Here is a 13052-nt window from a genome sequence, read left to right as displayed (position 1 = left end):
GATGATCTACATTTCTGCCGTTGGCATGATTAATGCGTTGGGCAATAACACTGATGAAATCGCAGCCAACCTCACTCGTGGCGTAGCGCCGGGAATGCGCCCGCGCACGGGCTGGCTGCAAGGACACCCATCCGCAGTGTTAGCAGGCGTTGACGGTGAGCTGCCCGCTATTCCTCAGCACTTTAGCGCTCATCGTTCGCGCAACAACCAGCTATTGCTGGCAGCACTGATGCAAATCCAGCCACAGGTGGACGACGCTATCGCCCGATTTGGTCGCGATCGTATTGCTGTTGTTCTCGGCACCAGCACCTCCGGTCTGGATGAGGGTGACGTTCACGTAGATTTGATGCTCAACGGCAAAGAGAGCACTGACTGGCGCTATCCGCAACAGGAACTGGGCGATCCGTCGCGTTTTCTTAGCCACTGGCTGGCGCTGGATGGCCCGGCCTTTACGCTCTCAACCGCCTGCTCGTCCAGTGCAAGGGCTATCATGAGCGGACGTCGTTTGATCGAATCAGGTCTGGTCGATATCGCCATTGTCGGCGGTGCGGATACGCTAAGCCGAATGCCAATCAACGGATTCCACAGTCTGGAATCACTCTCCCCAACGCTGTGTCAGCCGTTTGGCCGCGACCGTTGTGGGATCACCATTGGCGAAGGCGCCGCATTGATGGTATTAACCCGCGAGCCACAGCCTATCGCGCTCCTTGGCGTCGGCGAATCCAGCGACGCGTACCATATTTCGGCTCCCCATCCACAGGGGGAAGGTGCCATTCGCGCCATCGGCCAGGCGCTTAACGACGCAGGAATGACGCCGGAACACGTGGGCTATATCAATCTGCACGGAACCGCCACACCGTTAAATGATCAGATTGAGTCCAACGTCGTGAGCGCGCTATTTGGCGAAACGATCCCGTGCAGTTCAACCAAACATCTGACCGGGCACACGCTGGGCGCTGCGGGGATCACCGAAGCAGCGATCAGTATGCTGATTCTGCAACGCGAACTGCCGCTGCCACCGCAGGATTTTAGCCAATCGCCACGCGATGAAACATTGCCAGCCTGCGGCATCATTGAACAGCCGCAGTCGCTGACTCGCCCGGTTATCTTGTCTAATTCATTTGCCTTCGGTGGCAATAATGCCAGCATCCTGCTCGGGAGAACCTCATGAGCCACTTTTTACCACCGGGTAACTATTTACCGCATGATGCGCCGATGCTGCTTCTTGAAGAGGTCGTCAGTGTGGCGGACGAAACCGCCACCTGCCACGTGACGGTATCAGCAAACAGCGTACTGGCCCCTTTTCTCGACCCTGATGGCAATCTGCCTGGCTGGTTCGCACTAGAACTGATGGCGCAGACCATTGGCGTCTGGTCTGGCTGGCACCGCCAGCAACAAGGTCAGGCGAGTATTACGTTAGGCATGGTACTGGGCGCACGTGAGTTAGTCTGTGCTACAGGTGTTCTGCCTGCCGGGAAGAAGCTGAGCATCCATGTCAAATTGCTGATGCAGGATGCACGATTCGGTAGCTTTGAATGTGCCATCCAGGCAGACAACGAGACGCTGGCAACCGGTCGAGTCAACACCTTCCAGCCGACATCAGAAGAAATTAACACGCTATTTCAACAAGGAGCGTCCACATGAGCCGTTCAGTTTTAGTTACGGGTGCCAGCAAAGGTATCGGTCGCGCCATCGCCAGACAACTGGCCGCGGACGGTTTTGTGGTCGGCGTACACTATCATCGCGATGTGCAAGGAGCACAAGAAACGCTGGATGCTATCCTCGCCGCTGACGGCGCAGGGCGCCTGTTGACATTTGACGTTGCCAATCGCGAGCAGTGCCGTGAAATACTGTCGCAAGATATTGAGGCAAACGGCGCATGGTACGGCATTGTCAGCAACGCTGGAGTCACTCGGGATGCCGCTTTCCCTGCGCTCAGTGATAACGACTGGGATTCGGTGATCCATACCAACCTCGACAGCTTTTACAACGTCATTCATCCGTGCATTATGCCGATGATCAGCGCACGCCAGGGGGGCCGTATCATCACACTGTCTTCGGTTTCGGGCGTGATGGGCAACCGCGGTCAGGTCAATTACAGTGCGGCAAAAGCCGGAATTATTGGTGCCACCAAAGCGCTGGCTATCGAACTGGCAAAACGCAAAATTACCGTAAACTGCATTGCGCCGGGACTCATTGATACCGGGATGATCGAGATGGAAGAAGCCGCATTGAAAGAGGCGATGTCGATGATTCCCATGAAACGAATAGGTCAGGCTGAAGAAGTCGCCGGGCTTGCCAGTTATTTAATGTCGGATGTGGCGGGCTATGTAACTCGCCAGGTGATTTCCATCAATGGAGGGATGTTATGACACGTCGTGTCGTGATTACAGGCATGGGCGGCGTCACCGCCTTTGGGGAAAACTGGCAGGCTGTCTCCGCCAGGTTATTGGCATATGAAAATGCGGTACGCAAAATGCCGGAGTGGCAGGTTTATGACGGACTGCACACACTGCTGGGAGCGCCGATCGACGACTTCACTCTGCCGGAACACTATACCCGCAAGCGAATTCGCGCCATGGGGCGCGTATCGCTGATGTCCACCCGCGCAACAGAGCTGGCGCTTGAGCAGGCCGGGCTGATTGGCGATCGGGTACTGACTAACGGTGAAACCGGGATCGCTTATGGTTCATCAACCGGTAGTACCGGTCCAGTGAGCGAGTTCGCGACCATGCTGACCGAGAAACACACCAATAACATCACCGGCACGACCTACGTGCAAATGATGCCGCATACCACTGCCGTTAACACCGGATTGTTTTTCGGTCTGCGTGGGCGAGTCATCCCGACATCCAGCGCCTGCACATCCGGTAGCCAGGCAATTGGTTATGCATGGGAAGCCATTCGACACGGTTATCAAACGGTGATGGTCGCCGGCGGCGCAGAAGAACTGTGTCCTTCCGAAGCCGCCGTGTTTGATACGTTATTCGCAACCAGCCAGCGCAACGACGAGCCGAAAACCACCCCATCCCCGTTCGATGAAAAACGCGATGGTCTGGTCATCGGAGAAGGTGCAGGTACGCTAGTGCTGGAAGAGCTGGAACACGCTAAAGCGCGCGGAGCAACGATTTATGGTGAAATCGTTGGCTTTGCCACTAACTGCGATGCTGCCCATATCACCCAGCCGCAGCGCGAAACAATGCAGATTTGCATGGAAAAATCACTGAATATGGCAGGTATTAGTGCCCGGGATATCGGCTATATTTCAGCGCACGGAACCGCAACCGATCGTGGTGATGTTGCAGAAAGTCAGGCAACCTCTGCAATTTATGGTGATAATGTTCCGCTATCCTCGCTTAAAAGCTATTTTGGACATACCCTTGGCGCTTGTGGCGCACTAGAGGCCTGGATGAGTCTGCAAATGATGCGTGAAGGCTGGTTTGCGCCTACGCTAAATTTGAGTCAGCCAGATGCCAATTGTGGCGCGCTGGATTACATTATGGGTGAAGCCCGCAAGATTGATTGCGAGTTTTTGCAGAGCAACAACTTTGCGTTTGGCGGCATAAATACTTCTATCATCATTAAACGTTGGCCGTGATATGTACCGGATCGTTCTTGGGAAAGTTTCTGTTTTAAGCGCTGGCGCACTGCCTGCCGCACTGAGTGAGCAAGCGCCGCAAGGTGCTCGCCGTGCGCGCTGGCTGGCCGGTCGCGTGCTGCTTTCCCATGCCCTTTCGCCATTACCAGACATCGTCTATGGCGAGCAAGGAAAACCGGCCTTTTCTGCTGACACGCCGCTGTGGTTCAATCTCAGCCACAGCGGTGATGATATCGCCCTGCTGCTCAGCGACGAAGGGGAAGTCGGCTGCGATATAGAAGTCGTGCGCCCGCGCGATAACTGGCAAACGCTGGCAAATACGGTATTCAGTCTTGGTGAGCATGCCGAAGTCGAGGCCGAACGCCCAGAGCAACAGCTGGCGGCGTTCTGGCGCATCTGGACGCGTAAAGAAGCTATCGTGAAACAGCGCGGCGGTAGCGCCTGGCAAATCGTCAGCGTCGACAGTACCGCGCTAACTTCCTCACTCTCCGTCAGCCAGTGCCAGCTCGATACCCTGAGCCTGGCGGTGTGCACCCCCACGCCGTTTACCCTGACCGCAGACGCCGTGCAGCGCCTGGAAGCCTTAGCGTAAATTTTCCGGGAAGTTTTTCGGCAGCTCGCTCGCCGCACAGGCAATAACGTCATCGTTGTTCGCGCCGCAGTCACGTACGAAAGTGATGGTCGCGAACTCATCAATCACCTCGGTGGGATACGCCGGGCCGGCATCGCGGTACGACATCATCAGCGGAATATGGTCATTCTGGAAGCAGACCGTTTTTTCCGGATTATTGATCACCCAGCGAGGGAAAAAGATGGTGCCGTGAAAGAGTTTGTCACCCAGGTTTACGATCAGGCTGACGTCGGTCCCGGTCGGTTCGGTCCACGAAATTTTATAAACGCTCTCCCCGACCCGCACAATATAGGCCCGCTGATCTTTCACCCAACGATTTCCCACAATACCGCTGTGAATGCGGTAATCCAGCGTAGTGTCGTTTTTCACGTAGATCTCGTAATTCCAGCCATTATCGTAGGTATAGACCAGATGTTTGCCGACAAATCCCCTCAAATCATGTTTATCAAACGCGCTCATATTCGTTCTCCTCTTACTTGATGCGAGGATCTTAACGCTTCAAAAATTGGATGAATAACGCTATATTTGCATCAAATTCATTCAATTATTAGATGAGTTATGCACAAAACAACCCTCGAGCAGTGGGCCCTATTGGAGAAAGTGGTGGAGCTGGGCAGCTTCGCTAAAGCAGCGGAAGAGACCAACCGTAGCCAGTCTTCGGTAAGCTACAATCTGGCACTGTTACAGGAGCGACTTGGCGTAACGCTGCTGACCCCGGAAGGACGCAGGGCTGTCCTGACCCCGGCCGGAGAGCTATTGCTCAATCAGGTCAAACCGTTACTGAAGGCCTTTTTATGGGTGGAAACCCGGGCCGCAACGTTACAAAACGGTACGCGAACGCGGCTGGATTTGATGGTAGATAGCATCTTCCCACGCAAACGCCTGTTCGCCATTCTCAAACAGTTTCAGCAGGCCTGGCCGCAAACGCAGGTGCGTCTGACCGAAGTCCTGGAGAATGGTGATGCTCGACTGGCAGCACATGCCGATGCGGACGTAATGGTCCTGACCCGGCGTCAGGATGTCACCGGACGCGGCGAATGGCTGATGAATATTGACTTCGTGGCCGTGGCCCACCGCGATCACCCACTCTGCATGCTGGATGCGCCGCTGAATGAAGACGCATTACGCGCCTGGCCGCTGATTCGCATTGCCGATCGCGATAACCCACAACAACCGGCGCGTGATGCCTGGACCTTCTCGACCATTGATGCCGCGATTGATGCGGTGATGTATCAGGTCGGTTACGGCTGGCTGCCTGAGGAACGTATTCAGACGCAGCTTGATCAGGGGCTTTTACGCCCACTGCCGTTAAGCCATGGTGCTCGCCGCGCCACGCCTTTGCATCTGATCGTTAAAGATACGCTTGCCCCGCTGGATGAACAGGTCAGTACTCTGCTGCGTTTATTGCGAGAACATTAACCTTTTCCCCGGATGCCGGACGTGTGTTACAAAATACGCTATTCCCCTTACTCCCTGTGCGCCAACGCGCCACATGAAAGGTTAACTGCAGATGCAACGAGTCACCATTACCCTCGATGACGATTTACTGGAAACGCTTGACGGCCTGAGTCAGCGCCGTGGCTACAACAACCGTTCCGAAGCGATCCGCGATATTCTGCGTGGCGCACTGGCGCAGGAAACTACCCTTGAACACGGCACTCAGGGCTTCGCGGTGCTCTCGTATGTTTATGAGCATGAGAAGCGTGATCTGGCCAGCCGTATTGTTTCTACCCAACACCACCATCACGATTTATCGGTCGCCACACTGCACGTGCACATCAACCATGACGACTGCCTGGAAATCGCCGTGCTAAAAGGCGACATGGGCGATGTGCAGCATTTTGCCGATGACGTGATTTCCCAGCGCGGCGTGCGCCACGGCCATTTACAGTGCCTGCCGAAAGAAGAGTAATTGCCTGTTTCGTTGCGGGATGCCGGATGGCGGCTACGCCTTATCCGGCCTACGTCTGTTACCGTCTGTAGGCCAGGCAAGCGAAGCGCCCCCGGCAATAATGATTACGCCATCGTGCCAATCGTCTTTCTGAAACGCAGCAGTGCTATCAGGAAGAACGCGCTACCAATCGCCAGCAGCGTCAGAAACTGCGGCCAGACAATGTCAAACCCTGCGCCGCGGTAAAGTATCGCCTGCGCGAGGCTGACAAAATGGGTCGTTGGCATGGTCAGCATAATGTCCTGCACCGCCTGCGGCATGCTTTCACGCGGTGTGGAGCCACCTGAGAGCATCTGTAACGGCAGCAGCACCAGAATCATCAGCAGTCCCAACTGCGGCATGGAACGCGCCAGCGTGCCCATAAAAATGCCGATCGAGGTGGTGGCGAACAGGCTCAGCGCCACGCCCAGCATAAACAACGGAATTGAACCTTCAATCGGCACCCCGAGCACGCCTTTCACCATCAGCATCAGCGACAGACCGGAAACCACCAGCACCACCAGCCCCATCGACCAGATTTTTGCCATCATAATCTCAAACGGCGTCACCGGCATCACCAGCAGATGCTCAATAGTCCCGTGCTCGCGTTCGCGGATCAACGCCGAACCGGTCAGCACAATCGCCAGCATGGTGATGTTATTGATGATCGCCATCACCGCGCCAAAACGGGCGGGTTCCAGATTAGGGTTAAAGCGCATGCGCATTTCCAGTGCCACCGGCGGCTCATTGTTATCGCGGTAACGCGCCACAAAGCTGTTTACCTCGCCGCTGATGATATTCTGGATATAGCTGTTGCCGGTAAACGCCTGGCTCATCCGCGTGGCATCGACGTTAACCTGTATATCCGGTTGTCGTCCGGCCAGCACATCACGCTGAAAGTCAGGCGGAATGTTTACGGCGAAGGTATAGCGCCCGGCGTCCAGCCCGGCATCCATTTCATCGGCAGTGATCATCTCCGGCGGTAAAAACCACGGGCGATAAAAGCTATTCACAATCCGATTCGACAACTGCGACTGGTCCATATCGGCAATAGCAATCGGTGCCAGATGCAGCGAACCCGGCAGGACGGTCGCGGAAGAATAAACCGAAACCGTGAAGGCGAAGACGATCAGCGTCAGCATCGCTTTGTCACCCAGCAGGCTGCGCAACTCTTTGATGCCGAGGTTATAAATATTGCGTAATCGGCGCATCACCCCTCCTGTTTTTTCAGCAGTAATACGCTCAGACCAATCACCACCGGAATGGCTACCGCCAGCGGAATGAACAGCGGCCAGAGATCGGTCAGATCCAACGCTTTAGAGAACGTTCCACGCGCGATGGTCAGAAAATGGCTGGTCGGATAAATTTCACCAATCCAGCGACCCGGCCCTTCCAGCGAGGCAACTGGATCGATCATTCCGGAAAACTGCGTCGCCGGGATCAATGTAATAATCGCCGTACCAAAAATGGCCGCGATCTGGCTTTTCATAAACGTGGAGATTAACAGCCCCAGCCCGGTGGCAATGGTGACGTACAGCAGCGCTGCCAGCGTCAGGGTCACAAAGCTCCCCTTATGCGGGACGCCGAACACAAACACCGACAGCGCGCACAACAGCAGGAAGTTCAGCATACCCAGCACGATGTACGGCAACTGTTTGCCGAGTAAAAACTCGCTGCGGGTCGTGGGCGTAACGTACAGGTTGATAATCGACCCCAGCTCTTTCTCACGCACTACGCTGAGGGCGCTGAGCATGGAAGGGATCATCATCAACAGCAGTGGGATCACCGCCGGAACAATCGCCGGCAGACTCTTCACATCCGGGTTGTAACGATAGCGAGTTTCAATGGTCATCAGCCCGTTTTGCCCGCTGGCATTTGGCTGACGCGCCATCACATCCTGCAGCCAGGTCTGGTGCATCGCCTGCACGTAACCCCTGACCGTTTCAGCACGGCTTGGCATTGCGCCATCGACCCAGACGCCAATCTTCACCGGCGTTCCACGCGCGATGTCGCGGCCAAAATTTGGCGGAATTTCAATTGCTACCGCAACTTCGCCTGAACGCATCCGTTTGTCCAGCTCGTCATAACTGGTGAGCGGCGGTTGCTCGATAAAATAGCGCGATCCCGCCAGATTCAGCGTCCACGCCTGGCTGCTGACGGTCTGGTCACGATCGAGCACCGAAAAACGCAGGTTTTCTACATCCATGCTGATGCCGTAGCCCATGATAAGCATCAGGATCACTGTGCCCATCAGCGCCAGCGTGGAGCGTACCGGGTCACGTCGTAGCTCCAGCGCCTCGCGGCGGCTGTAGCTGAACAAGCGTCGTAGGCTAAAGCCTTGCCGCGGCGGCTTACTGTTTTCATGCACTGTCGGGACATTGGCTGGCGCTAACTGAGCTTCCGGCGCCGGGCCTGCCGCTTCCTGCAACCAGGAGATAAACGCCTCTTCCAGACTGGCAGCTCCACGCTGTTTCACCAGCTCCTGCGGCGTACCGCTGGCCAGTACTTTTCCGGCGTGCATCAGCGACATGCGGTCGCAGCGCTCCGCTTCGTTCATAAAGTGGGTGGAGATAAAAATGGTCACTTTGTCCTGACGCGACAGATCAACCATCAGTTGCCAGAACATATCCCTCGCCACCGGATCGACCCCGGAGGTCGGTTCATCAAGAATGAGCATCTCCGGGCGATGGATCACCGCCACCGCCAGCGACAGGCGTTGACGGATCCCCAACGGTAGTGCACCGGGCAGCGCATCTTCGACATCGGTCAGCGAAAAGCGCTCACTCATCTCCTGCACCCGACCAGGGATTTCTGATTCGGGGATATGGAACAGCCGCGCATGTAGTTCGAGGTTTTGCCGGACGGTCAGCTCGCTGTAGAGCGAAAATGCCTGCGACATATAGCCTACCCGGCGGCGGGTATCGATATTCTTCGGATCAACCGCTTGTCCAAACAGCCACGCCTCGCCTTCGCTTGCGGGCAGCAGTCCGGTGAGCATTTTCATGGTGGTGGATTTACCGCAGCCGTTGGAGCCGAGAAAACCGAAGATTTCCCCGCGCGGAATGCGGAAGTTAACGTGGTCCACCGCCACAAATTTACCGAAGCGCATGGTCAGGTTTTTCGCCTCGATGGCAATCTCTTCCTGCTCAGCGTGATACGGCGGGATCACTACCGGTTTATGCGCCTGGCGCTGGGCTTCAGGTAACAGCGCGATAAACGCCTGCTCCAGCGTGTTGCTGTTGGTTTGCTCACGTAGCTGCTGCGCGCTCCCGGTGGCTAACACCTCCCCGGCGTTCATCGCCACCAGCCAGTCAAAGCGCTCAGCTTCTTCCATGTAAGCGGTCGCCACCAGCACGCTCATGTTGGTCTGCCGCTGGCGAATGCTGTTAATCAGATCCCAGAACTGGGCGCGGGACAGCGGGTCGACCCCGGTGGTGGGTTCATCGAGAATTAACAGTTCCGGGTCGTGGATTAACGCGCAGCACAACCCCAGCTTTTGCTTCATCCCGCCCGAGAGTTTCCCGGCAGGACGGTCGCGAAACGGTGCCAGTCCGGTGCTATTCAGCAGCTCGGTAATCCGCGCCTCACGCTCCGCTTTGTCATGCCCAAACAGGCGGGCAAAGAAATCGACGTTCTCATATACCGACAGCGTGTGATACAGGTTTTTCCCCAGCCCCTGCGGCATCCAGGCAATGCGCGGGCAGACATCCCGGCGATGTTTTGGGTCGCGCATATCGCCACCCAACACCATCACGTTGCCGTGTTCAATGACCCGCGCGCCGGAGATGAGCGACAGCAGGCTCGATTTTCCGACGCCATCCGGGCCAATCAACCCCACCATACAGCGGGCAGGGATATCCAGCGTGATATTGTTCAGCGCTACCGTTTTCCCGTAATGCTGACTCACGCCGTCAAGGTGCGCCACGGGAGGAACGGGAACCAGCGCCAGATGCGTCATTGCGGCAACCTCACCACCAGGTCGTCAGGCCAGGCGCGACTTTCATCAACACGCACCCACGCCATGCCCGGCAGACCGGTTTTCACGTACTCCAGATGCTGCTGCAACAGCTCTGGCGGGATACGCGCTTTGACGCGAAACATCAGTTTCAGCCGTTCATCGCTGGTTTCGACCGTTTTCGGCGTGAACTGCGCGACGCTAGCCACAAAGCTGATGGTCGCCGGAATACGCAGATCCGGCGCAGCATCCAGCACCAGCCGCGCTTCTCCGCCAATCTTCAGTAAACCAGCCTGTTCGGTTGGCAAGAAGAACGTCATGTAGACATCGCTGAGATCGACCATATTCAGCACGCGACCGCCTGCGGAAAGCACCTCGCCAGGTTCAGCTACGCGGTACTGTACGCGACCATCCCGCGGGGCTTTCAGCTCGCTATCATCAATATCAGCCGCAATACGACGTTCGGTAGCCTGCGCGGCTTCTACGCGGGTTTGCGCCTGAATGATACTGGTACGAGCGGCTTCAATGGCGGCTTTTGCCGCAGAGACCTGCGCCTTTGCGGATTCCAGTGCAGCGCGTGCGCTTTCTGCCGCAGCCCTGTCGTCATCCAGCTGTTGCTCAGACACAGCCCCACGCTGAGATAGCGAACGGGAGCGGACGTGGCGTTTAGAGACCGACTGCAGTTCCGCCTCACGCTGTTTTACCACCGACTGCGCGGCGCGCATTTCACTTTGCCGCTGCTCTAACAGCGCCCGCGCCGCCGCCACCGCACTTTCGGCCTCTTTGATTTGGGCTACCGCTTCCAGCCGCTGCTCCTGCAGCACGCGGGTATCCATTTTCGCCAGCACCTCACCCTGACGGACGAACTGCCCTTCCGACACGAGGATCGTGTCAATTCGCCCGGCAATCTTGGTGGCAATATCCACTTCAGTGGCTTCAATTCTGCCGTTGCTGGCTGCAAACCCCTCCGGTATTCCCGCAGGACGAAGCATCCACCATGCTATCGCGGCCACCACGACCAGGATGCCCGCCACCCACCACATCATATGACGTTTAAACTTATCCATATTCGACCCGCCGTAATCCCTGTTATCAAACGATGCGTGTCACAAAGCCCACTGAACAGCTATTCAGCGGGAGATTCCATCCGGGATAAGAAGGAATGAGAAACAATGGCCAGAGAGCAGACAGGCATGTAAGCAACCTGCGCCGCGAAGGAAGTGAATGATGAAAATGCTGTGAAATCGGGTAGTAATGTTGTCATCATCAGCGTTCCTGGCCGGAAATGAAACACGCATACTCATTACTGCTGTCTATTGAATACTACCACCTGGATTCAATATGTCTATTCGGTTGTAGCAGGTATGTTGCAGGCAGAAAATCGTGCCCGGCAATTCCTTCACCGGACACCTGTAGTGCTTAAAAAGCCTGCTGATAAAGTCGCAACGCATCGTCTTCAGTAAGCGTCACGGGATTGTTATCCAGTAAACGGGTCTGCTGCATAGCATCGTGGGCCAACAGCGGCAGGTCCTTTTCAGGTACATCGACGTCACGCAGCCTGTTCGGTGCGCCGGTTGCGGCAATAATCTTCACCATCCCGGCAATAAACGACCGGGCATCGTTTGCCACGTCCCCTGTCACCTTCACCCCAATGACGGCTGCCAGCTCACCATAAAGTGGAGCCGCCGCTGACGCGTTAAACTGCAGCACTGGAATCAACATCAGCGCATTCGACAACCCATGTGGAATATGGTGTCGTGCGCCCAAGGGATAAGCCAGCGCATGCACTGCCGCCACAGGGGAATTGGCAAAAGCCTGGCCTGCCAGCATCGCGCCCAGCAGAACATTTTCTCGTGCTTCACGGTTGTTCCCGTCACGACATGCGGTCACCAGATGGCGACTGATTAAACGTAACGCCTCTCGGGCCAACGCATCCGAAAGCGGGTTCTTCTTATGCTTGCCGGTATAGGCCTCTATCGCATGCACCATCGCATCTATCCCGGCGGCAGCGGTGTGGACCGGCGGTAACCCCAGCGTCAGTTGCGCATCCAGCAGCACCAAATCACCATACAGCTGCGGGGAGACAATGCCCATTTTGCTGTCATCATGCGTCGTTAAAATGGCAATATTGGTGACTTCAGACCCCGTACCTGCCGTAGTGGGAATATTTACCAGCGGCAAACGTTGGCCGATAACCTTGCCAATCCCGTAAAGCTCCGGCAGCTCTTGTTCAGAGTTGATTAACACAGCCACCAGCTTCGCGACATCCAGCGAGGAGCCGCCGCCCAGGCCAATAACCATGTCACAGTGGCTATCGCGTGCTACCTGTATGGCTTCGCGAACAAAGTGTTCATGCGGATCGGGTTGAACCCGATCATAAACCGTCACCTGAAATTCTGCGTCTTGCAGGCTATGCAGAACAGGCGGCAGAATCCCTGCTTTGACCAGTCCTGGGTCGGTTACCAGCAATACACGACGCGCGCTAAACCGCTGCTGAAGGATCTCTCCTAATCGTGCCGCACCCGCCCATTCGACGATGATCTCCGCTACCGTCGTAAACGAAAAATCCTTCATAACATGGTTCATTGATGTATTCCTTGTAGTAAGAAAGACAGCGTTTACCTACGCGGTTCATCGGGAGGAATGTGAAAGCTTTTCACCTCTTTACGCTCCAACAGCGGAGTAATAATTCCAATGCCAATGCGTTGAAAATGTTCCGTTTGTCGGTGAAGTTCAAGACCTTGTGCGCAACGATAAGTCTCAACAATCACAAAGCGATCGCCGTCTTCCGTGGAACGGAAAAACTCATAGGTGATATTTTCAGGCTCGCTACGCGTCGCCTCCGCCAGCATGCTGAGCGCATCGTTTACCTTGTCGCCCATCGTCGGTTGGGCAAAATAATGTGCGACAACAAACAGCTGCGTATTTTCCATTTTTG

Annotated in this window: 13 protein-coding genes; 7 read left to right on the top strand and 6 right to left on the bottom strand. The window is 55.9% G+C overall.

The window, feature by feature from the left end:
* Position 1 precedes the first annotated feature (1 nt).
* From OGY06_RS16945 to acpT, 5 genes are read left to right on the top strand one after another with little or no spacing between them, the layout of a single operon-like run.
* On the top strand, positions 2-1171 hold the full coding sequence (locus tag OGY06_RS16945; protein WP_164562422.1) for a beta-ketoacyl-[acyl-carrier-protein] synthase family protein: 1170 nt from the start codon (positions 2-4) through the stop codon (positions 1169-1171).
* The gene (locus OGY06_RS16940) at positions 1168-1644 is read left to right on the top strand and encodes a hotdog family protein (protein ID WP_164562421.1); all 477 of its coding nucleotides are present in this window, start codon (positions 1168-1170) and stop codon (positions 1642-1644) included. Before OGY06_RS16945 ends, OGY06_RS16940 begins: the two co-directional genes overlap by 4 nt.
* On the top strand, positions 1641-2372 hold the full coding sequence (locus tag OGY06_RS16935) for a 3-ketoacyl-ACP reductase FabG2 (RefSeq protein WP_128316468.1): 732 nt from the start codon (positions 1641-1643) through the stop codon (positions 2370-2372). The genes OGY06_RS16940 and OGY06_RS16935 overlap by 4 nt, the downstream gene beginning before the upstream one ends.
* Complete coding sequence (locus tag OGY06_RS16930) at positions 2369-3598, top strand: beta-ketoacyl-ACP synthase (RefSeq protein ID WP_003827516.1); 1230 nt, start codon at positions 2369-2371, stop codon at positions 3596-3598. The genes OGY06_RS16935 and OGY06_RS16930 overlap by 4 nt, the downstream gene beginning before the upstream one ends.
* A gap of 1 nt (position 3599) precedes the next feature.
* Positions 3600-4190 carry a 4'-phosphopantetheinyl transferase AcpT gene (acpT, locus tag OGY06_RS16925; RefSeq protein ID WP_003827514.1) on the top strand — a complete coding sequence of 197 codons (591 nt, stop codon included), beginning with the start codon at positions 3600-3602 and terminating at the stop codon, positions 4188-4190.
* Here acpT and OGY06_RS16920 read toward each other — a convergent pair.
* A complete protein-coding gene (locus OGY06_RS16920; protein ID WP_003827511.1) occupies positions 4182-4688 on the bottom strand; it encodes a phenolic acid decarboxylase in 507 nt (168 codons plus the stop codon). The genes acpT and OGY06_RS16920 overlap by 9 nt on opposite strands.
* Positions 4689-4787: 99 nt before the next feature.
* Here OGY06_RS16920 and OGY06_RS16915 point away from each other — a divergent pair, with 99 nt between their 5' ends.
* Together OGY06_RS16915 and nikR are read left to right on the top strand one after the other, a co-directional pair.
* Positions 4788-5648 carry a LysR family transcriptional regulator gene (locus OGY06_RS16915; protein WP_003827509.1) on the top strand — a complete coding sequence of 287 codons (861 nt, stop codon included), beginning with the start codon at positions 4788-4790 and terminating at the stop codon, positions 5646-5648.
* Between the two features lie 91 nt (positions 5649-5739).
* Positions 5740-6141, top strand: coding sequence for a nickel-responsive transcriptional regulator NikR (gene nikR, locus OGY06_RS16905; protein WP_003827507.1), 402 nt, complete (start codon positions 5740-5742; stop codon positions 6139-6141).
* A gap of 104 nt (positions 6142-6245) precedes the next feature.
* On the opposite strand, the gene OGY06_RS16900 is transcribed toward nikR, so the two are convergent.
* The 5 genes from OGY06_RS16900 to OGY06_RS16880 form a co-directional block, all read right to left on the bottom strand.
* Positions 6246-7370: an ABC transporter permease gene (locus OGY06_RS16900; RefSeq protein WP_063941408.1), complete on the bottom strand. Its 1125-nt coding sequence runs from the start codon at positions 7368-7370 to the stop codon at positions 6246-6248.
* Positions 7370-10117 carry a ribosome-associated ATPase/putative transporter RbbA gene (rbbA, locus tag OGY06_RS16895; RefSeq protein WP_126956433.1) on the bottom strand — a complete coding sequence of 916 codons (2748 nt, stop codon included), beginning with the start codon at positions 10115-10117 and terminating at the stop codon, positions 7370-7372. Before rbbA ends, OGY06_RS16900 begins: the two co-directional genes overlap by 1 nt.
* Positions 10114-11181, bottom strand: coding sequence for an HlyD family secretion protein (locus tag OGY06_RS16890; protein ID WP_003827499.1), 1068 nt, complete (start codon positions 11179-11181; stop codon positions 10114-10116). The genes rbbA and OGY06_RS16890 overlap by 4 nt, the downstream gene beginning before the upstream one ends.
* Positions 11182-11533: 352 nt before the next feature.
* Positions 11534-12700: an iron-containing alcohol dehydrogenase gene (locus OGY06_RS16885; RefSeq protein ID WP_286605748.1), complete on the bottom strand. Its 1167-nt coding sequence runs from the start codon at positions 12698-12700 to the stop codon at positions 11534-11536.
* A gap of 32 nt (positions 12701-12732) precedes the next feature.
* Positions 12733-13047, bottom strand: coding sequence for a putative quinol monooxygenase (locus OGY06_RS16880; protein ID WP_003827494.1), 315 nt, complete (start codon positions 13045-13047; stop codon positions 12733-12735).
* Positions 13048-13052: the final 5 nt, after the last annotated feature.

This window comes from Citrobacter sp. Cpo147, from assembly GCF_030332405.1.
GTDB lineage: Bacteria > Pseudomonadota > Gammaproteobacteria > Enterobacterales > Enterobacteriaceae > Citrobacter > Citrobacter portucalensis.
This window is presented reverse-complemented; position numbering and strand designations above follow the sequence as displayed.

Coding starts and splice junctions, on each gene's coding strand:
- OGY06_RS16945 (WP_164562422.1), top strand. CDS start 2: ATGATCTACATTTCTGCCGTTGGCATGATTAATGCGTTGGGCAATAAC.
- OGY06_RS16885 (WP_286605748.1), bottom strand. CDS start 12,700: ATGAACCATGTTATGAAGGATTTTTCGTTTACGACGGTAGCGGAGATC.
- OGY06_RS16900 (WP_063941408.1), bottom strand. CDS start 7,370: ATGCGCCGATTACGCAATATTTATAACCTCGGCATCAAAGAGTTGCGC.
- rbbA (WP_126956433.1), bottom strand. CDS start 10,117: ATGACGCATCTGGCGCTGGTTCCCGTTCCTCCCGTGGCGCACCTTGAC.
- OGY06_RS16890 (WP_003827499.1), bottom strand. CDS start 11,181: ATGGATAAGTTTAAACGTCATATGATGTGGTGGGTGGCGGGCATCCTG.
- OGY06_RS16880 (WP_003827494.1), bottom strand. CDS start 13,047: ATGGAAAATACGCAGCTGTTTGTTGTCGCACATTATTTTGCCCAACCG.
- OGY06_RS16920 (WP_003827511.1), bottom strand. CDS start 4,688: ATGAGCGCGTTTGATAAACATGATTTGAGGGGATTTGTCGGCAAACAT.
- OGY06_RS16915 (WP_003827509.1), top strand. CDS start 4,788: ATGCACAAAACAACCCTCGAGCAGTGGGCCCTATTGGAGAAAGTGGTG.
- OGY06_RS16930 (WP_003827516.1), top strand. CDS start 2,369: ATGACACGTCGTGTCGTGATTACAGGCATGGGCGGCGTCACCGCCTTT.
- OGY06_RS16935 (WP_128316468.1), top strand. CDS start 1,641: ATGAGCCGTTCAGTTTTAGTTACGGGTGCCAGCAAAGGTATCGGTCGC.
- OGY06_RS16940 (WP_164562421.1), top strand. CDS start 1,168: ATGAGCCACTTTTTACCACCGGGTAACTATTTACCGCATGATGCGCCG.
- acpT (WP_003827514.1), top strand. CDS start 3,600: ATGTACCGGATCGTTCTTGGGAAAGTTTCTGTTTTAAGCGCTGGCGCA.
- nikR (WP_003827507.1), top strand. CDS start 5,740: ATGCAACGAGTCACCATTACCCTCGATGACGATTTACTGGAAACGCTT.